Here is a 20,310-nt window from a genome sequence, read left to right on the forward strand (position 1 = left end):
TGTTTGCGAATTATAGAATTTCTTATCTTTGCAGAATATGGAATTTACAGCTTCGCAAATTGCAAGTTTTATTGACGGAAAAATAATAGGTGACGAGAATGCGCTTATTACTGGCGTTTCACCAATTGAAAGTGGGGAAACGGGGCATCTTTCTTTTATAGCACAAGACAGATTTACCCATTATCTGGACACTTCAAACTGTTCCGTTATCATTGTTTCTGAAAAACTTTTAGAAAAAGATACTTATAACTCTACTGTTATTGCCGTAAAAGATGCTTATCTGTCTTTTCAGGTTTTAATGAACCTTTATCAGGAAATGCAGGGCAGAAAAGAAGGGATTGAAGACGGATCTTCAATTCATGAAGCTGCTGTGATTGGTGATAAGGTTTATATCGGTGCATTTACTTATATTTCTGAGAAAGCTAAAATAGGCGAAGGTTCTCAGATTTATCCGCATGTTTACATCGGAAAAGGGGTAAAGGTTGGTAAAAACTGTAAAATAGACAGCGGAGCGAGAATCTATGATTACTGTATTATCGGTGACAATTGTGTGATTCATTCCAATACCGTTATCGGAGGTGATGGGTTCGGTTTCCAGCCAACTCCCGAAGGTTTCAAAAAAATTCCTCAGTTAGGAAACGTTATCATTGAAGATGATGTTGAAATCGGCTCAAACTGTAGTATTGACAGAGCTACAATCGGTTCTACGGTCATTGGAAAAGGAACAAAAATCGATAATCTGATTCAGATTGCCCATAATGTAAAAATTGGTCAGAATAATGTAATTGCAGCACAGGCGGGAATTGCAGGATCTACAACAATCGGTGACTGGAACCAAATTGGAGGTCAGGTGGGAGTTGTCGGCCATATTAAAATAGGAAATCAAGTGAAAATTCAGGCTCAGAGCGGGGTGAATTCTAGCGTCAACGATAGAGAAACATTGTACGGATCTCCGGCAATAAGCTATAACGACTATCTAAGAAGTTATGTGCATTTCAGGAATTTACCTGAAATTGTAAACAAAATAAACAATCTTGAGAATACCTCAAAAGATAAAACTAATGAGTGATATGCAAAAAACACTTCAACAGGAAGTGACACTTTCCGGAATCGGACTTCATACTGGTAAAGAAGTAAAATTAACCATGAAGCCTGCAAAAGAAAATACAGGTTTTGTATTCGTAAGAACAGACTTAGAGGGGCACCCTCAGGTTGAAGCTGATGTTAATTATGTTGTAGCAACAGAAAGAGGAACGACATTAGAAAAATTAGGCGTAAAAATTACTACTTGTGAGCACCTTTTGGCAGCTTTAGTCGGATGTGATATCGACAATGCTGTTTTAGAAATGGATGCTTCTGAACCGCCGATTTTAGACGGATCTTCAAAATTCTTTGTTGAAGCTATCGAAAGTGTTGGAGTTGTTGATCAGAATGTTGCTAGAGAATATCTTGTTGTAAAAGAAGTTCTTACCTACAGCGATCCTGCTACAGGATCTGAAATCACAATTATTCCTTCAGATACGTATGAAATTACAACAATGGTTGATTTTGGGACTAAAGTTTTAGGAACCCAAAATGCTACCTTAAAAAATATTTCAGAGTTTAAGGAAGAGATTTCATCTGCAAGAACATTCAGTTTTTTACATGAATTAGAAATGCTTTTAGATCACGGTTTGATCAAGGGTGGAGATATTTCTAATGCTATTGTATATGTAGATAAGGATCTTACACCGGATACTACAGAAAAATTAAAGAAAGCATTTGGGAAAGACAATGTATCGATCAGACCTAACGGAATTCTTGACAATTTGAACTTAAACTATCCTAATGAAGCTGCAAGACACAAATTACTGGATGTAATTGGTGATTTAGCTTTGGCAGGAGTGAAGATAAAAGGAAAAGTAATTGCTAACAAGCCTGGACATTTTGTAAACACTCAGTTTGCGAAAAAACTGAACCGCCAGTGGAAACTGCAGAAAAAGAAAAATGTTCCTGATTTTGATTTAACAAAAGAGCCAGTTTTTGATATCAACGGAATTATGAAGTTGATGCCTCACAGACCACCGTTTTTGTTAATTGATAAAATTCTTGAGCTTTCAGATTCTCACGTTGTAGGATTAAAAAATGTAACAATGAATGAACCTTTCTTTGTTGGACATTTTCCTAAAGAACCTGTGATGCCCGGAGTTCTTCAGGTAGAGGCTTTAGCGCAGACAGGAGGAATTCTTGTATTGGCAAGTGTTCCGGATCCTGAAAACTATTCTACCTATTTTATAAAAATTGATAAGGTGAAATTCAAAAGAAAAGTAGTTCCCGGTGATACTATTATTTTCAAAATTGAATTAATAGAGCCTATCAGAAGAGGTATTGTACATATGCAGGGTTACGGATATGTAGGAGATGCTGTAGCGGTAGAAGCGGAATTAATGGCCCAAGTTGCAAAAAATAAAGTTGATTAAATGATTCATCAATTAGCAGCCGTAGATAAACGTGCGAAAATCAGCAAAAACGTAATTGTAGAACCTTTTACTACAATTGCCGGTGACGTAGAGATCGGAGAAGGAACTTGGATAGGTCCGAATGTTACCATCATGGATGGAGCAAGAATCGGAAAGAACTGCAGAATTTTTCCCGGAACGGTAATTTCAGCCATTCCTCAGGATTTAAAATTCGATGGTGAAGATACTCAGGTAATTATCGGTGACGAAACTACGATCAGAGAATGTGTAACGGTAAACAGAGGGACAAAAGCTCTTGGATTTACAAAAATTGGGAAAAACTGCCTGATCATGGCGACTTCTCATATTGCACACGACTGTGTCATCGGAGATCACGTTATCATTGTGAATGGTTGCGGAATTGCAGGTCACGTAGAAATTGGTGACTATACAGTGATGGGAGGTTTGTCTGCTGTTCATCAATTTGGTAAAATCGGAAAACATGTAATGATTTCCGGAGGTACTTTGGTGAGAAAAGATATTCCGCCATACGTAAAAGTGGCCAGAGAACCGATGTCTTATGCAGGTATCAATTCTGTAGGATTAAGAAGAAGAGGTTTCACCAATGAGAAAATCTTTGAAATCCAAAAAATTTACAGAGCTATTTTTCAAATGAAAATGAATGTTTCTCAGGCAATCAGTTATATTGAAAAAGAAATGCTTCCTACCGCTGAAAGAGATGAAATCCTTCAGTTTATCCAGAACTCACCAAGAGGTATTGTAAAAGGATACGGAACCGGAAAAGACAACTAGAAATCAAATTTTCGATTTCGTGTTTTCCCTAAAATAATTAAATATAAAAAACAAAAGATAATACACATTAATGGCAACAAGTAACGATATCAGAAAAGGTCTTTGCATTGAATTTAGCAATGATATTTTCAAAGTAATTGAATTTCTTCACGTAAAACCAGGTAAAGGTCCTGCTTTCGTTAGAACAAAATTGAAATCAGTAACAAACGGAAAAGTACTTGATAATACTTTCTCAGCAGGTCACAAAATTGATGAGGTGAAAGTAATCACGAGAAAATTCCAGTATCTTTATGATGATGAGAACGGATTTCACTTCATGAACAATGATGACTTCTCTCAATTATATTTAAATAAAGAAATGATCGAAAATTCAAACCTGATGAAAGCAGGTGAAGAGGTTACCATCATTTTAAAAGAAGCTGATGAGACGCCGCTTTCTGCTGAATTGCCACAATCTGTTTATTTAGAAGTTGTAGAAGCTGATCCGGGGGTAAAAGGAAACACGGCAACAAATGCTCTTAAAAATGCGATCGTTGAAACGGGAGCAAGAGTAATGGTTCCTCTGTTCATCGAACCGGGAGACAAGATTAAAGTAAGCACAGAAGACGGATCTTACTTAGAAAGAGTAAAATAATTATTCAAATAATATGAAGCTGGAAGCATAATAACTTTCAGCTTTTATTTTTATGGCAGCGACTGTAGTTTACCCTGAGCCTGTCGAAGGGCTTTACTCAAGTCGGGCTGCAGTTGAAAGTTGAAAAAACAAATCTTGTCAAGGTTTTAAACCTTGACAAGATTGATAAAATTTAAATATCATTTAAAAAAATATGAAGTTTCATCAGCCACAAAAACTTAAAACTATTGCTGATCTTATCGGGTCAAAATTTATTGGTTCTGAAGACTTTGAAGTATTAGGGACTAATGAAATTCACATGGTAAAACCGGGAGATATCGTTTTTGTTAATCATCCGAAATATTATGATAAAGCTTTACATTCTGCGGCAACCATTATCTTAATTGATAAAGAAGTGGAATGCCCAGAAGGGAAAGCGCTTCTTGTTTCTGATGATCCTTTCAGAGATTTTAATAAAATCAATACTCACTTTACGAGAATATATAATTTTACAGAAGAACTTCACGATGTTGAAATCGGAGAAGGAACAAAAATCCACCGTACCGCAGTTATTGGAAATAATGTTACCATTGGAAAGAATACACTTATTTTTCCAAATGTTGTCATCGGTGACAGAACAGTAATTGGTGACAATGTAATCATTCAGTCTAATACCGTATTGGGTGGTGATGCTTTTTATTATAGAAAACTCAACGGAAATTTTGACCGTTTGATTTCTGTAGGAAACGTCATTGTTGAAAATAATGTAGAAATCGGAAATGGTTGTACGATCGACAGAGGCGTTACGGATTCTACGATAATTGGTGAAGGTTCTGTTCTCGATAATCAAATCCAGATCGGCCACGATACGATCATCGGTAAAAAATGTCTGATCGCTTCTCAAGTGGGAATCGCAGGATGTTGTATCATTGGTGATGAAGTCACTTTATGGGGACAGGTTGGTATCGCTTCCGGTAATAAAATTGCAAACGGATCTGTTCTGCTGGGCAAAACAGGAGTCAACAGGGATCTTGAAAAAGGAACTTATATCGGGATGTTTGCGGAAGATTTTAAAACTTATCTGAAGAAAGAAGTAAAACTGAGAAATCTCAAATAAACAAATTGAAAGTTTTATCTTAAATCAAAGAAAAATAAGTAAATTTGTGAGCATTAATAAAATAGTAAATAAATTAAAACAACAATAAAATGTCAATTTTAGTAAACAAAGATTCTAAAGTAATTGTACAAGGATTTACAGGGAACGAAGGGACTTTCCATGCAAGCCAGATGATTGAATACGGTACAAACGTAGTAGGTGGTGTTACTCCAGGAAAAGGAGGTAGCGAGCACTTAGGAAAGCCTGTATTTAACACTGTTGCTGATGCTGTTGAAAAAGCTGGTGCAAACGTAAGTATCATTTTCGTACCACCTGCATTTGCTGCAGATGCTATCATGGAGGCTGCTGAAGCAGGTATCAAAGTTATCGTATGTATTACTGAAGGTATTCCGGTTGCGGATATGGTAAAAGTAAAATCTTACATCGCTGACAGAGACTGTAGATTAATCGGTCCAAACTGCCCGGGAATTATTACTTCTGAAGAAGCTAAAATTGGTATTATGCCAGGTTTTGTTTTCAAAAAAGGTAAAGTAGGTATCGTTTCAAAATCAGGTACTCTTACTTACGAAGCTGCTGACCAGGTTGTAAGAGCCGGTTTCGGTATTTCTACAGCAATCGGTATCGGTGGTGACCCAATCATCGGAACAACGACAAGAGAAGCATTAGAATTATTCATCAACGATCCTGAGACTGAAGCAGTAGTAATGATCGGAGAAATCGGTGGTGGTCTTGAGGCTGAAGCTGCAAGATGGTATAAAGCTAGTGGTTCTACAAAACCTGTTGTAGGATTTATCGCTGGACAGACTGCTCCTAAAGGAAGAACAATGGGACACGCTGGTGCTATCGTAGGTGGTGCTGAAGATACAGCTCAGGCAAAAATGGAAATCATGAGAGAAAACGGAATCAACGTTGTAGATTCTCCTGCTGATATCGGTGCAACTGTAGCAAAAGTTTTAGGATAACATAAAAAACAACATATGAAAAAAATTTTATTAACCTCAGCTTTGGTACTTTCTACAATGTCTTTCGCCCAGATTGATTTTAGTAGTACAAGATTCGGTATCACGGCGGGAGGTAACTATTCAGGGGTGAAAAATGCCCACAATCCCTCAGGAAAAAGATTTACCGTACAGGGCGGAGTTTTAGCTTTGATCCCGGTAGGAAGGGAAAATCAATTTTTCATCCAGCCCGAACTGGTTTATTTTGGCGCAGGAGAAACAGGTAAGAATAAAGACTCTAAAGGTGTTGATGGTTATGATGCTGTTTATGCGAATAACTATCTTAGTTTGCCGATCAGCTTTAAAGGATATTTTTCCGAAGCTGAATCAGAGTTTTTTGGATTGGTAGGACCTAGATTTAATTTCTTATTAAGTCAGAATGTGAAAAATGTTCCTATTTCAAGACCTTATTACGATCCTAATTTTGCAGGAGGAGTTGCAGATAACCCAAAACTTAATGGGAAGGCTAGCAAGTTTAACTTTGGAGTAGGAATCGGGGTAGGGTACAGTTATAAGAGACAATTGGAACTGACGGCGAGATATGATTTTGGCCTTTCAAATACCTATCCAGGTCTTAATTATGAGCCTAAAGGATCTAATAAAAGTAAATCCGAGCAGGTTCTTAGTTTAAGTCTTAGCTATATCTTTGAATAAGAATTTATTTCATTCAAACATAAAAAATCCCGAAACTTAGTTTCGGGATTTTATTTTTATATATTCTGTAGTTTACATTTTATCCTTTGATCCATTTCCAAAGTTCTTTTAATGTCGCTTTGTTGCCATACATTAAAATGCCTACTCTATAGATTTTTCCTGCTAAAAAGATCATAAAAATAGTTGTTGCCAAAAGCAATACAATTGATAAAGCAATCTGCCAGGCCGGAACTCCAAAAGGAATTCTTGCGATCATCGCGACAGGAGATGTGAAAGGGATAATTGATAGCCAGAAGCCCAGAGGCCCGTCAGGATTATTCATTAAAGAAAAACTTCCATACATTCCTAAAGTCAGCGGTAAGATGGCAAATAGGGTGAATTGCTGGGTTTCCGTTTCATTATCTACGGCTGAGCCTATGGCGGCATAAACAGAGCTGTAAAAGATGTATCCAAGCAAAAAGAAGACAATGAATACAAAAATAATTAACGGGAAATTAAGCTCAAGTAAACTGTGAGATACCTGTGTTGCAATCTGTGCAATATCAAACTTGCTTAATACTTCTTCATTTCCACCCGGAATATTTTTTTGAAGTGTCGAAAAGCCGGTATTTAAAACCAGAGCTCCGATAACAGACATGGTAATCCAGATTAAAAACTGTGTTAAAGCCACCATGGTTACTCCAAGAATTTTTCCCATCATCAGTTCAAAAGGTTTTACTGAAGAAATAATGATTTCCACAACTCGGTTGTTTTTTTCTTCTAAAACGCTTCTCATAACCCTTACTCCGTAGATGATGATAAACATAAAAGTTACATACATCAACAAGATGCTTAGCCCGCTTTTTACGCCAAAAGTAATATCAGAATCCTCTTTATTGTTTTCAGAAACATTAATGGTTTTCAGGGTAAAACTTTTATCAAGATTATCAAGTTGAGTTTCGGCGATACCTAACTGTTTGATTTTTTCTTTCTTGATGACATCTGTAATATCAGAAACAATTCTTTTTTTGGTGTCAAAGCCAATTTTACTGTTGATGACCAATCTTGTATTTTGCTGTAGATCATCAAAATTCTGACTTTTTAATTCCGGCAGAATCAAAATTCCATCCAGAGATTCATTTCCTTTTAAATTATTGATTTTTGACTTTTCATCGGCGGCAGAAACAAAAACATAATTCAGTTGGTCATCGGATTTCAGTTGATTTTTAAATAACCCACTTTTATCCACTACTTCAATGACGCTGTGAGACTCATTAGCCTTAAACATTAAACCAATGACTGCACCAAAAGCAATCAACATGATTGGAGCCAATAAAGTCAATATAATGAAGGACTTTTTCTTAACCTGCGTAAGAAATTCCCTTTTTGTGATTAAAAAAATATTATTCATGATTAAGAGTTATTGCTTACCGCATTAATAAATACTTCATTCATACTTGGAATTCTTTCGTCAAAAGATCTCACTTTTCCGACATTCACAAGGTCCAGAAGAATATGATTCTGATCGCTTTCGTTTTTTAAATCAAAAGATACCAGATTATTTTCATTGGTCATATTGAAAATTTCATACTTGTTTTTGAAGGTATCCAATTGAGTCTCATTTACCTCAGAAAGGGTAATTCCGAAAATATTTTTCTTAAATTTTTCTCTTACATCAAAAACTCTTCCGTCAATAATTTTTTTAGAATTATTAATTAAAGCAACATAATCACACATTTCTTCCACACTCTCCATTCTGTGGGTAGAAAGAATGATGGTGGTTCCGTTATTTTTAAGATCAATAATCTGATCTTTAATTAAGTTGGCATTTACAGGATCAAAACCTGAAAACGGCTCATCGAGAATCAAAAGATGAGGTCTGTGAAGAACGGTTACCACAAACTGAATTTTCTGAGCCATTCCTTTTGAAAGTTCAGATAATTTCTTTTTCCACCATTGGTCGATATTGAGTTTATCAAACCATTTTTTTGCTTCCTGCAAAGCATCGTTTTTACTCATCCCTTTCAGTTCCCCGAAATACAGTATCTGATCTCCGACACTCATATTTTTATATAAACCTCTTTCTTCAGGCATATAACCAATATCTTTAATATGGCTTGGATTTAGCTTCTCACCGTTGATAAGAACTTCCCCGGAATCAGCCTGGGTAATTTGATTGATAATACGGATGAAAGAAGTTTTTCCCGCTCCGTTCGGGCCTAAAAGACCGTAAATACTTCCTTTTGGAACATGGATGCTAAAATCATCCAATGCTACTTTTTTCCCTGCATTATAGGTCTTTCGAATATGTTCAGCTTTTAGCATTAAATTGTTTTTTACAATTAGTATAAAAAAGTCCCGAAAGTTACGGAATAATTAAAACAGAATTAATGTAAAAGAAAAAATCCTGATGTTTATCAGGATTTAGTTTTATTGTTTTACTATTTGAGTAACTTTTTGCGTATTATCGCTTAAGATATAGCGAATTAAATATTTTCCGGGTTTCAATTTTTCAATATTAATCTCTCCCGAATTCATATTTACTGAATAATTAGCAACTTGAGTACCCAAAATGGAATAAAAAGTCACACTTTTGATTCTTAAAGAAGAATCCTTTGCCTTAACGATAAGGAAATCCTTCGCAGGATTTGGATAGGCAACAAGCACACCATCATCAGATTTTTGTGAGATGGAACCAGGCTCTCTGAGTTGAGCTTTAAAATTGTTGGAAAACCCAACAAAAGTGCCTATAAATAGTAATAAAAGTAAAAGTTTTTTCATCAAATTATAATTTCTCTAAGTATTTCCTAACAAAAGTAAAAAATTCTACAATCTCCTGCAATAGTTTTTTATAGAACTTGTAGTAAATTTGCAGAAACTTATTCAAAAAGTATTCCAAAATGATACATTCAAGAAATAGAAGACTTAGAGTCAATGAATCTATAAGAAGTTTGGTAAGAGAAAATATTCTTACAACGAATGATTTTGTGATGCCCATCTTTGTAATGGAGGGCGAAAACAAACAGGAGCCAATCCCGTCGATGCCGGGTATTTTCAGGAGGAGCATAGATTTAACGGTGAAGGAATGTAAGGAATTATTTTCTTTGGGTGTAAAAGCTGTCAATCTGTACATGAAAGTGTCAGAACATGTAAAAGACAACACCGGGAAGGAAGCTTGGAATAAAAACGGGCTGATGCAGACTACCATCAAGGCCATTAAAGATGCTGTTCCGGAAATGATCGTCATGCCGGATGTAGCATTGGATCCATACTCAATCTATGGACATGATGGAATCATTGAAAACGGTAAAATTGTTAATGATGCGACCAACGATGCACTGGCAAGAATGTCTGTTTCTCATGCAGAAGCAGGTGCTGACATTGTGGCACCAAGTGATATGATGGACGGAAGGGTTCAGGTCATTCGTGAAGCGCTGGAAGAAAGTGGATTTACAGATGTAGGAATTCTGAGCTATGCCGCAAAATATGCGAGTTCTTTTTACGGACCTTTCAGAAGTGCATTAGACAGTGCTCCAAAAGATAATATGGAAATTCCTAAAGACAAAAAGACCTATCAGATGGATTTTCATAATTCCCGTGAGGCATTAAACGAAGTTTTTAAAGATATTGATGAAGGAGCGGATATTATTATGATTAAACCGGGACTTCCTTATTTAGACATCGTTTCTAAAGTACGTGAAGCTATTGATCTGCCGATTGCAGTTTACAATGTAAGTGGAGAATATGCAATGGTAAAGGCTGCGGCACAAAACGGATGGCTGGATAATGATACAACGATCATTGAAAGTCTAACTTGTTTCAAAAGAGCAGGAGCAGATATGATTTTTACCTATTTTGCAAAAGAAGCTGCAATGATTCTGAACAGGTAATTTTTGGGTTATAAATTATAAGTTATGAATTATGAGTTTAAATTGCTCTGTAAATTTCACAGCGTTGATCAACTCATAATTCATAACTTTTAACTCAAAACTAATTTAAGAGATATCAAAATCTTTTCCTTTCGTAAACTTAGCAGCAAAAGGCGCTTGGTTTCCGGTATATTTCAGAACAAAATTTTTCTTGGTATCGGTGTCAAGTTTTGCTTCCACTTCTACATTCTGAGTCTGAAAACTGACATCTAAAGCAACTCCGGATTCCTTTTCAAGATAAATTTCCACACTTTCTGCATAGAAAAGAGATGTGCTTAAAAAATTAAACTTCACATTTTTCCTGTATGTTTTGGATTTAGTCTGTGTAAATTCCGAATAATTTCTTAAAATCTCAATTCCGGGAGAGTCTATGTTTGTAATTCTTGATTTTGTAACTCCGTTTACTCTTATTGAAAAATCTTTGGCATTTTTAATATTTCCATTAATTCCGATATTGAATAATGAAGGAAGAGAAAGACCATACTCGATCATACTGTCTTTTGTAAATTCAAAATCAGGAATAAGGGCCGGAAATTTCTGTACATTCATCACCTGATTCTTAATGGTGCTGAGCTGATCTTCTGAAAACAGAAATCCAATCAGATTATTTCCTGTTGTTCGCCAGTTTCTGCCATTCCATTCAAAAATTTCACAAAGTAAAGTGTCTGCGGAAGAATGGGGAAGAAGATCCATATCCTGCCATTTAAAAACTTCCTTTGCATAAGGCCTGCGATTGACAATATTAAGTCCCAGATCCAGGGCCAGAAGATCTGTTAACTGTTGATTATTTTCCATAATAAATTTCATTGTTGATAGGTCCATAAAATTATGGAAATAAAACAAAAAATAAAGAGGTTTAGACTAAATCTTACAGCCAGCCTTTTTTACCATAAACATATGTATCATCAAATTGCTTATCACTCATGAACAGATATAAAATACCTTCTATAAAAGGAATAATTGAAGCTGCTCCGAAGGTGATAATATTTAAGACGAGCTGAATAATGCCTTCTTTGGTATAGCCTAGATAAAATTTATTTAAAGCCAGCCATCCTACAAGAATTCCTAAAATAGCTGCAGGAATTTTCTTCTCTGAGCGATAAGGTATATTATTTTGCTGATTTTGATTGTATTCAGTTTTTGTATAACCGTAATTTTCCATTTTAATATTTTTTGAAGTTCTTTGATTGTATTGAATAAGTAGTGATTAAAACATAAAATGTTACATCTTAATTTGTTGTCACTAAAATATAATATCATTCATCATACATTACAGCAGTTAGTATTCGAGATGTCATCCTGAGCGCGAAGTATTCGAAGGATCTAAATACTATCCATATTAAAATTTCATAAAACTTCAGCCTCTGTTTTTTTATCTAAAATTTGAATTCAAAAAAACTTTATCTTTGCGACTATGATTTTACGAGGAGAAAACTTAATCAAAGAATACGGTCCTAAAAAAGTTGTAAAAGGCGTTTCTGTACAGGTTCAGCAGGGAGAGATTGTAGGTTTGCTTGGTCCGAACGGAGCAGGAAAAACCACTTCGTTTTATATGATTGTTGGTTTGGTTAAGCCCACTTCAGGGAAAATTTTTCTTGATAAACAGGAAATTACGACTGACGCGATGTATCGCCGGGCTCAAAAGGGTATCGGTTATCTGGCTCAGGAAGCATCGGTTTTCAGAAAACTTTCCGTGGAGGAGAATATCATGGGAGTTTTGCAGCTAACAAAACTTTCAAAACGCGAGCAACAGATCAAATGTGATGAATTGGTCGAGGAATTTTCATTGCAGCACGTCCGTAAAAACCGTGGAGATCTTCTTTCAGGAGGAGAAAGACGTAGAACGGAAATTGCAAGATGTCTGGCAACAGACCCTAGTTTTATTCTTTTGGATGAACCTTTTGCAGGGGTAGACCCGATTGCCGTGGAAGATATCCAGAAAATTGTAAGAAGTCTGACAGATAAAAATATCGGAATTTTGATTACCGATCACAATGTGCAGCAGACCTTAGCTATTACCAATAAAACGTACATCATGTTTGAAGGTCGAATTCTGAAAGAAGGTCTTCCTGAAGAACTGGCCAATGATCCGCAGGTAAGAGAAGCCTATCTTGGTGAAAACTTCGTTTATCAAAATATTTTCGATAAACCGAAAAAAAAGAAATATGCTTATAATATCTGGGCCGGAAATTTCGAATCGAAATCTCAATTCCAGGGCTTTGCAGATGAAAACTTTAATCAGTTTGATGATTTAAGATTAATGTACGGTTTTGAAGATATCAGTTTTGCCTCGCTTTCAAACTCAGAAATTGAACATATTTTCAATAATGTAGTTGATAAAAACGCCAATAATTCTTTTATTTTCCAAAGAAAAGAAATCAATTCGCATTATACTTTAGAGCAGGCTGAGGCTGAATCAAAAGCTGCAAGCCAATCTGAGCTGCATTATCTGACAACGTATTTTTACGAAGGATAAAATTTAAAATAAGCAATTAAATTTGCTGAAAAATAGAATAAGACGTACCTTTTCTCTCGGAAACGGTACGTTTTTTAGTTAAAATAATTCCTATGGCAAAACCTTTCAACAGAACCGTCACTTTATTCGGAATTTATAAACAGCTTGTTCCTTTCATACGGCCATATCGTCTGATGATTTACGGGACTTTATTCCTTACTTTTTTAGGAGCTCTTGCAGCGCAGGTCAATCCTCTCGTTTTAAAGTATACAGTTGATGAGGTTACAAAATTGACGCATCTTCCACATCCGATGTCTGAAGGAATCCATATTCTGGTTATCATTTCGATTATTTTATTAGGCAAAGAGCTGCTGAATATTTTTATCAATTTCGGACAGAAGTTTTATGGTGAAAAAATAAGAATCAATGTAAGTTCGGTATTGGCGCAGTCAGCAATTGATAAGATTTTGACATATCGCGTGGCATATTTTAATGATGAAAACCACGAATCAGGGAAACTACAGATAAGAATAGACCGGGGAATTGAAAGTCTGACAAGACTTGTACAGAACTTCTTTATCGATATGCTTCCATTATTTTCTAATGCAATTATTGCATTGGTTATCATGTATATACAGAATGTTTATGTAGGGATTGTTTCTACGGTTATCGTTCCTATTTATTTTTATATAAGCTCATTACAGGCCAAGAAATTGGGTGGAGTCCGTCGGCAGCTGAGAAATCAGCGTGAGCAAAAAACTTCGGGTCTTTTAAATTTGATTAATTCCATTATGGTCATTAAAAGTTTTGTCCGCGAAAAATTCGAAGGAAAAAAACAATATGATTTACAGATGCAGTTGATGGAAAGCCAGATGTTTACCCGGAAAACAAATTTTATTTACGATGGTTTAAAAACTTTTATCGAACAGTTTGGCGTTGTTTTAATTATCCTTCTGACAGTTTATCTGGTATTGGATCAGCAAATGACCATCGGTGCTATCATGCTTCACATTATGCTTTTCAACAATGTCTCGGCTCCGATTAGACAATTGCACAGAATTTATGATGATATGAATGATGCAATGATTTATGCAGAAGGCTATTTTGATATTTTAAATGCTGATGCCGAAAAAGAACCCAATGGAAATTTTGTTGAGAAGAAAATTAAAGGAAATTTTGAATTAAAAAACGTCAATTTTTCCTATCCGAACGGAACTCAGGCTTTGCACGATGTTTCTATGAAAATTGAAAATGGAAAAACAACGGCCCTGGTGGGGTTGAGTGGAGCCGGAAAATCAACAATCATCAATCTTTTGTGTAAATTTTATCTTCCGAATTCAGGCGAAATCTTGCTTGATCAAGTCAATTTGAATGATTTTGATAATACTTTTTTGAGGGATGATTTAGGATTGGTTCTTCAAAAAAATCACATATTCCAGGGAAGTATTGAAGATAACATTCGCTACGGAAATATGAATGCAACATTTGAAGAAATTGAAGAAGCTGCTAAAAAGGCATATCTCCACGAACAGATTTTAGACTTGCCGGAAGGATACAGACACGATGCCACACAGCTTTCAGGGGGACAGCAGCAGAGAATTGCCATTGCAAGATTATTCCTGAAAAATCCTCCGATTATTTTCCTTGATGAACCCACAGCAAGTCTGGATGCTATCGCAACAGAGCAGATTAAAAATTCCCTGGATGCAATAAAAGAAGGAAGAACGGTGATTATTATTTCCCATTCGTTATCGCAAATTTTAGATTCAGATAAAATTTATGTAATGAAAAAGGGCAGGGTTGTAGAAAGCGGAACCCACGATGAACTGGTGCAGATCAACGGAACTTACAGAGAAATTTTTGATGCTTCCGCGAGAAGTTTAAATTTGGATAAATTGGTGAGTACTTTTAAGGATAATTAATTAGATATTAGATATTAGATATTAGATATTAGATATTAGATATTAGATATTAGATATTATTTTTGCTAAACCCTAAACCCTAAACCCTAAACCCTAAACCCTAAACCCTAAACCCTAAACCCTAAACCCTTATTAACTGTCAACTATTCAATGAACGAGCACTATCTTAAAAAACTTGACCGTGTAACCGCTATTCTCACACAGCTCCAGTCTAAACCATTGGTAAGAGCACAGGATCTGGCTGCAAAATTTGATGTAAGTGTCAGAACGATTTATCGTGATGTCAAAACATTGGAAAATGCCGGAATTCCCATTATCGGGGAAGCGGGAAGTGGATATTCTCTGATGGATGGCTATAAACTTCCGCCCGTGATGTTCACGAAAGAAGAAGTGTTAAGTTTTATCACCGCCGAAAAACTGATGCAGAAATTTCTACATCAAAGTTTAGGAAATCACTATCAGTCGGCGATGGAAAAAGTACGTTCTGTACTGAAATATTCTGACAGAAATTTGATTCAGAATATTGAAAAGCAGATCGATGTCTACAATTATCATCCAAAAACAGAAGATAATATTCAAAATATTATTCCGATTATTCTGGAAAGTATTGCAGAAAAGAAGCAAATAACTTTAGAATATACAACCGTAGATTCCAAGGTTTCTATGCGAACGATTGAAGTGGTAGGCGTTTTTTTTGAGTTCAACTATTGGTATATCATGGCTTTTTGTACGTTACGGAATGATTTCAGACAATTTAGGGTAGACCGTATTCTTCAGATTTTTAAAACTCAGAATCCTTTCCTGCAGGAATATGGTCAAATAAATGATTACAGACAGAATCCCAATGGAAATAAAACAAAAGTTCGACTTTTAGTAGAGAAAAAAATTATCGGACATCTCATTAATTCAAAAAAATATTATGGTTTAATTGAAGAGGTTGAACGAGAAAACGGGGTCGAATTAATTTTTGAAACCGATTGGATAAAAGAAGGATTTCCCCGTTGGTTAATTACCTTTGCAGATTATGCAGAAGTTTTGGAACCGGAATCCTTGAAAGTAAGTCTTAAAGAACTGGTCTCTAAAATTTCAAAGAAAGTATAAGAAAGAGATTAACCATTTTTACTCGAAACCCATGAAGTTTTTATTTTTACGATGTTTTTTATTAGGTGCAATCGTTTATTCGACTGTGATTTCAGCCTGTTCGGCATTTTTACTGAAAGGAAAAGACCATTGTGTAGTAGGTTTTAATGAAAACTGGAAAACAATGCCCGGGATGATTGTGGTAAACAAACGTGATGTTCAGAAAAGAAATATCAGTTGGGAAAATTTGAGTACAGACAACTCTCAATATTCAAAAGAATGGATTTCTAAGTACGGTTCTGTGACTTTTAACCTTCTCGGATACGACTTTCCATGCTACGGAGTCAATGAAAAAGGACTCTTTCTGGTTGAGCTTTATTTGGAAGAAACTTCAAAAGTTGTCAACCCTTCTCAAGCCAATATGTTTTGGGCACAGTGGATTCAATACCAACTGGATAATTATAAATCGGTTCAGGAAGTAGTAGATCATCTTAATAAAGGTCCGAATATCGACTGGTGGCCAAATGCAGCCGGAAGTCACTTTTTTTTAAGTGATGCAAAAGGTAATACAGCGACAATTGCTCTGTTGGATGGGAAATATAAAGTATTGACGGATAAAGATATGCCAATGCCTCTTTTATGCAATAATCAATATAATAAGGATCTTGAAGCAGTTAAGAAATTCGATTTTTTAGGGGGAAATGAAAAATTTGATTTTAGCCAGCAGGGAAAATGGGAAGACCGCTACAACAGGGCTTATTTTATGCTGAAAAATTATCAATACGATAAAAAACCTGTAGATTATGCCTGGAATATTTTAAACTCAATTCATGCAGGAGAATGGCAAACCGTAATAGATTTGAAAAATATGAATCTTTCTTTTCGTTCAGATTTGAAAAAGGAAGTGAAAACAATTGATCTTAAAAAATTAGACTTTTCTAAAAATACATCTGTGAAATTTTTAGATATTCATACTGAAAGTTTAGGACTGGTAAACCGTAATTTTGAAATTCTTACTTTGAATAAAAATAATGAATATGTTGAAAAGGGTTTTCCAATCGGTTATGATAATAAGGTATTTGGAACTTCAGAAACATTTGTAAAGCTCAAAGCCAATATCATTAAGTTTTTTAAAAATATACTCCCGAATTAAATAATAAACGAAAAGCTTTCAGAATTTCTGAAAGCTTTTTTGTTTGGAAATGATAGATTTGACAGTATTATTTTCTATAAGCAATTTTAGTCTCCATAAAGGCATTAAGGAACCTAAAATCTCTCCCAAAAAAAAGGCGGTTCAATACCTAAAGCACGTAAATAAACGTATCCCTGGCCACGGTGGTGAATTTCATTATCAACGAAATATAAAATATTCTGATAAACCGGAAATTCATACTGACCAAACAGATTGAATGTTTCCTGTAAACGCTCTTCAGAAATCTGATGAAAATAATTGCTAATGACCTCCGTTTCTTCATCCCATCTTTTCAAAATATCTTCCTTCGTTTTTGGACTGAAACCTTCTTCATTATAAGCTTCCATATTTTTATCAACGATTCCTTTCAAAGCCGGTCCTCCGATGCTGATGAGCTCTACTGCCAATTTTGCAAAAGGTCTCATTCCGCCTATCGAAAATTCGAATAAGTCTTTTTCAGGAAACGCTTCGATTACTCTTCTGGTCAGATTTCTGTGTCCCTGCCAATGTTCTAATAATTGTTCGGAAGTCATAAATTGTTTTGTGATGGTTGCTGTAGTTGACATAATTTATTTGTTTTAAGTGTTATTGTTGATACAAAGGTAAAGGAGAATTATGACAACAGTTTGTCAGTAGGATTTTAGTCCGGAAAAATATTTTTTATGTATTAAAATAATATTGCAGTTTTTTCCGTTAGATCATTATACTTAAGACAATGTTAGGTAGATAAATAATTTGAGAATGGTCGGTCATTTTGATCGATCATTTTTGTTGAAGCGAATGAATAAAAATGAATTTATTGAGAAATTGCTTGTTCTTTTCAATTTCCTGAAAATTTTCCTGAATAGTATTTTTTTGAGTTATTCTAAGAGTGACAGATCGTATTTAAAATAAGTTCTTAAAAAAGTGTAAGCCCGTTTCAACAATACTTTGTGCCGCATTTTCATTGGCCACCCTGTTTAGTTTTTGAATCCCTTCTCTCTTTTCACCCGTTTTTTTGCTCTTCACTTTATTCATGGCTTTAAGCAAGCCGGAAAGACTGAAAAGCATTAGGGTAAGGAAAGTAATAATAAATAATATCAACTCTACGGAACTCATACTGAAAATTGACAGATTGGGATACAAATATAAAATATTTTAAATCTAAATCTGGGGCTATGCGAAATCCTGTCTGTAACCAAGATCAATAAAATACTTGTCAGCCTTCCTGGAAAAAAGTATTTTAGTACTATGAAAATTTATACAAAAACAGGCGATAAAGGTCAGACTGCTTTGTATGGCGGAACAAGAGTTTCAAAAGCAAGTGCGAGAGTTGACAGCTACGGAAATATAGACGAATTAAACTCATTTATAGGAATTTCGAAAAGTCATATTGAGGATGAAGAAGTCTTGAAACAATTAAAAAAAATACAGTTTGATTTATTCACGGTGGGTTCGGAAGCGGCTACTCCCGTTGATAAGCTGATGCTGGCCAATGGAAAATCACGTCTGCCATTAATTATTTCAGATACGGAAATCGAAGAATTGGAGAACTGGATGGATGCTTTTGAAGATAAACTGGAGCCTCTTCAGTATTTTATTCTTCCCGGAGGCGGAAAGCCTGCTACATTTTTACATGCGGCACGAACAATCTGCAGGAGAGCAGAACGTTCTTTAGTGTTCTTAAACGAATCAGAAGAGGTTCGACCGGAACTGATCAAATATTTAAACAGACTTTCAGATTATCTTTTCGTTTTGGCGAGATATATTTCAAAAATCAACAACGAACCGGAAGAATACTGGAATCCGAATGAAAGATAATATGAAAAAAATATTTTTATTATTACTGTTTTCTTCAAGTCTTGTTTTTTCACAGAATTTTCTTGATGATGGAAATAATCTTATCTCTGAAAAGAAGTTTTCTGAAGCGGAAAGTGTTTTTCGAAAAGGCTTAAAACAAGAGCCTGAGAATTTAATTTTTAAGTCACAGCTGGCTTTAGCTCTAATAAATCAAAATAAAAATAATCAGGCGGAAAAAATTATTACTGAAATATTAAAAAAAGATCCTTCATTTTCGGCTGCTCTTTGGTATGGTGGAATCAATAACTTTTCAAATAATAAACCAGATTTTCATAAAGCAATTGATTATTTTGAAAGGTTTTATCATTTAATTGATAAAAATTCTGATCAGTATTTTGCGGTGAATTTTTATATCGGAAATTCATATCGAAATTTGTTGGGGACGGAAGGTTTATCTTATGATGAAGTGAGCAGAATGTTGGAAGCTTATAAAATATATATTGAAATGCAACCTGATGCTGATGATATAAACGATGCTAGACAATTTATACAAAAAGCAGAGGCGAATAGGCCTGGGAAAAATGTGAAAAAATGGAAAATTGTAGCGAGATAAAAGAAGATTATTGAAAAAGTAAAAAAGAATAGATAGAATGAAAGATAAGGTATTACTTTTCATCAACGGAGAACCTCCGAAATCTTTTCCAGATCCTGAGAAATACGGTTTAATTGCCTGCACGGACGGAGCTTTTCATTACCTGAAGAATCTGAATTTTCCTTTGGGTAAACTTGATTTTATTTCGGGCGATTTTGACTCACATTCGGGCAAGGATGAAAATATTTATGAAGACAAATTTATTTATACTCCTGATCAGGATAAAACAGATTTTCATAAGGCGCTGGAAATAATTGTAGAAAGAGGTTTCAAAAATGTTGACGTCTTAGGCGGAAGCGGAGGTGAGCAGGATCATTTTTTAGGGAATCTTACCGTTGCTTTCGGATTTAAAGATCAGTTAAACATCAGGTTTTATGACGAGTTTTCAGAATACTATTTTATTCCGAAAAATATGATTATTAACGATGTGAAAAATAAAATGGTTTCGTTATATCCTTTTCCATCTGTTGAAAATATTACGACAAAAGGACTCAACTGGCCTCTTACTCACGGAAGTTTAAGCATAACATCAAGAATCGGAACCAGAAACTTCGCCGTCGAAGATGAGGTATCTATTGAATATGAAAAAGGGGATTTGCTGGTTTTTATCGGAAGAAATTATTTATGACTTTAAACACTCGTTACAATTTAGTAACAATATAAAACTTTGTATAAATCCGTGAAATCTG

The 20,310-nt window shown here is 35.1% G+C and carries 21 protein-coding genes and 1 pseudogene; 15 read left to right on the forward strand and 7 right to left on the reverse strand.

Annotated features, from left to right (window positions below; genetic code table 11):
- Positions 1-37: 37 nt before the first annotated feature.
- From lpxD to M2373_RS15745, 7 genes are all read left to right on the forward strand, one after another.
- Positions 38-1,069: a UDP-3-O-(3-hydroxymyristoyl)glucosamine N-acyltransferase gene (gene lpxD / locus M2373_RS15715; protein ID WP_259111998.1), complete on the forward strand. Its 1,032-nt coding sequence runs from the start codon at positions 38-40 to the stop codon at positions 1,067-1,069.
- Positions 1,062-2,459 (forward strand): bifunctional UDP-3-O-[3-hydroxymyristoyl] N-acetylglucosamine deacetylase/3-hydroxyacyl-ACP dehydratase, encoded by a 1,398-nt coding sequence (locus M2373_RS15720; protein ID WP_259111999.1) that lies wholly within the window; start codon positions 1,062-1,064, stop codon positions 2,457-2,459. The genes lpxD and M2373_RS15720 overlap by 8 nt, the downstream gene beginning before the upstream one ends.
- Positions 2,460-3,251 carry an acyl-ACP--UDP-N-acetylglucosamine O-acyltransferase gene (gene lpxA, locus M2373_RS15725; protein ID WP_259112000.1) on the forward strand — a complete coding sequence of 264 codons (792 nt, stop codon included), beginning with the start codon at positions 2,460-2,462 and terminating at the stop codon, positions 3,249-3,251.
- Positions 3,252-3,321: 70 nt separating this feature from the next.
- Positions 3,322-3,885 (forward strand): elongation factor P, encoded by a 564-nt coding sequence (gene efp, locus M2373_RS15730; protein ID WP_259112001.1) that lies wholly within the window; start codon positions 3,322-3,324, stop codon positions 3,883-3,885.
- A 193-nt stretch (positions 3,886-4,078) separates the two neighbouring features.
- Positions 4,079-4,981, forward strand: coding sequence for an LpxD N-terminal domain-containing protein (locus M2373_RS15735; RefSeq protein ID WP_259112002.1), 903 nt, complete (start codon positions 4,079-4,081; stop codon positions 4,979-4,981).
- An 89-nt stretch (positions 4,982-5,070) separates the two neighbouring features.
- The gene (gene sucD, locus M2373_RS15740; RefSeq protein WP_259112003.1) at positions 5,071-5,943 is read left to right on the forward strand and encodes a succinate--CoA ligase subunit alpha; all 873 of its coding nucleotides are present in this window, start codon (positions 5,071-5,073) and stop codon (positions 5,941-5,943) included.
- Between the two features lie 15 nt (positions 5,944-5,958).
- Positions 5,959-6,633, forward strand: a complete 675-nt coding sequence (locus M2373_RS15745; protein ID WP_259112004.1) for a porin family protein — start codon at positions 5,959-5,961, stop codon at positions 6,631-6,633.
- Between the two features lie 79 nt (positions 6,634-6,712).
- Here the strand turns inward: M2373_RS15745 and M2373_RS15750 are convergent, their stop codons facing one another.
- The 3 genes from M2373_RS15750 to M2373_RS15760 form a co-directional block, all read right to left on the reverse strand.
- Complete coding sequence (locus M2373_RS15750; protein ID WP_259112005.1) at positions 6,713-8,023, reverse strand: ABC transporter permease; 1,311 nt, start codon at positions 8,021-8,023, stop codon at positions 6,713-6,715.
- Positions 8,024-8,025: 2 nt separating this feature from the next.
- Complete coding sequence (locus M2373_RS15755; RefSeq protein ID WP_259112006.1) at positions 8,026-8,937, reverse strand: ABC transporter ATP-binding protein; 912 nt, start codon at positions 8,935-8,937, stop codon at positions 8,026-8,028.
- A gap of 105 nt (positions 8,938-9,042) precedes the next feature.
- Positions 9,043-9,393 (reverse strand): T9SS type A sorting domain-containing protein, encoded by a 351-nt coding sequence (locus tag M2373_RS15760; RefSeq protein ID WP_259112007.1) that lies wholly within the window; start codon positions 9,391-9,393, stop codon positions 9,043-9,045.
- Positions 9,394-9,512: 119 nt separating this feature from the next.
- Between M2373_RS15760 and hemB the strand changes: the two genes are divergently transcribed.
- Positions 9,513-10,502, forward strand: a complete 990-nt coding sequence (gene hemB / locus M2373_RS15765) for a porphobilinogen synthase (protein ID WP_259112008.1) — start codon at positions 9,513-9,515, stop codon at positions 10,500-10,502.
- Between the two features lie 105 nt (positions 10,503-10,607).
- Here hemB and M2373_RS15770 read toward each other — a convergent pair whose 3' ends face one another.
- Both M2373_RS15770 and M2373_RS15775 read right to left on the reverse strand, forming a co-directional pair.
- Positions 10,608-11,336 (reverse strand): hypothetical protein, encoded by a 729-nt coding sequence (locus M2373_RS15770; protein WP_259112009.1) that lies wholly within the window; start codon positions 11,334-11,336, stop codon positions 10,608-10,610.
- A 73-nt stretch (positions 11,337-11,409) separates the two neighbouring features.
- Positions 11,410-11,703, reverse strand: coding sequence for a TM2 domain-containing protein (locus tag M2373_RS15775; protein ID WP_259112010.1), 294 nt, complete (start codon positions 11,701-11,703; stop codon positions 11,410-11,412).
- A gap of 252 nt (positions 11,704-11,955) precedes the next feature.
- On the opposite strand from M2373_RS15775, the pseudogene lptB reads away from it, so the two are divergent.
- From lptB to M2373_RS15795, 4 genes and pseudogenes are all read left to right on the forward strand, one after another.
- Positions 11,956-12,681 (forward strand): annotated as a pseudogene (lptB, locus tag M2373_RS15780) (LPS export ABC transporter ATP-binding protein); the annotation flags it as partial.
- A 509-nt stretch (positions 12,682-13,190) separates the two neighbouring features.
- Positions 13,191-14,918: an ABC transporter ATP-binding protein gene (locus tag M2373_RS15785; protein WP_259112147.1), complete on the forward strand. Its 1,728-nt coding sequence runs from the start codon at positions 13,191-13,193 to the stop codon at positions 14,916-14,918.
- Positions 14,919-15,068: 150 nt separating this feature from the next.
- Positions 15,069-16,019, forward strand: coding sequence for a YafY family protein (locus M2373_RS15790; protein ID WP_259112012.1), 951 nt, complete (start codon positions 15,069-15,071; stop codon positions 16,017-16,019).
- Between the two features lie 31 nt (positions 16,020-16,050).
- Positions 16,051-17,151, forward strand: a complete 1,101-nt coding sequence (locus M2373_RS15795; protein WP_259112013.1) for a linear amide C-N hydrolase — start codon at positions 16,051-16,053, stop codon at positions 17,149-17,151.
- Positions 17,152-17,264: 113 nt separating this feature from the next.
- Here the strand turns inward: M2373_RS15795 and M2373_RS15800 are convergent, their stop codons facing one another.
- Together M2373_RS15800 and M2373_RS15805 are read right to left on the reverse strand one after the other, a co-directional pair.
- Positions 17,265-17,756 (reverse strand): DinB family protein, encoded by a 492-nt coding sequence (locus tag M2373_RS15800; RefSeq protein WP_259112014.1) that lies wholly within the window; start codon positions 17,754-17,756, stop codon positions 17,265-17,267.
- 319 nt (positions 17,757-18,075) lie between these two features.
- Entirely contained in the window at positions 18,076-18,288 is a 213-nt protein-coding gene (locus tag M2373_RS15805) for a hypothetical protein (RefSeq protein ID WP_259112015.1), read from the reverse strand.
- Between the two features lie 132 nt (positions 18,289-18,420).
- Between M2373_RS15805 and M2373_RS15810 the strand changes: the two genes are divergently transcribed.
- From M2373_RS15810 to M2373_RS15820, 3 genes are read left to right on the forward strand one after another with little or no spacing between them, the layout of a single operon-like run.
- Positions 18,421-18,990 carry a cob(I)yrinic acid a,c-diamide adenosyltransferase gene (locus tag M2373_RS15810; protein WP_259112016.1) on the forward strand — a complete coding sequence of 190 codons (570 nt, stop codon included), beginning with the start codon at positions 18,421-18,423 and terminating at the stop codon, positions 18,988-18,990.
- Between the two features lies 1 nt (position 18,991).
- Positions 18,992-19,582, forward strand: a complete 591-nt coding sequence (locus tag M2373_RS15815) for a tetratricopeptide repeat protein (RefSeq protein ID WP_259112017.1) — start codon at positions 18,992-18,994, stop codon at positions 19,580-19,582.
- A gap of 37 nt (positions 19,583-19,619) precedes the next feature.
- Positions 19,620-20,249, forward strand: coding sequence for a thiamine diphosphokinase (locus tag M2373_RS15820; RefSeq protein WP_259112018.1), 630 nt, complete (start codon positions 19,620-19,622; stop codon positions 20,247-20,249).
- Positions 20,250-20,310 lie beyond the last annotated feature (61 nt).

The sequence above is a fragment of the Chryseobacterium sp. JUb7 genome (assembly GCF_024806495.1).
Taxonomy (GTDB): domain Bacteria; phylum Bacteroidota; class Bacteroidia; order Flavobacteriales; family Weeksellaceae; genus Chryseobacterium.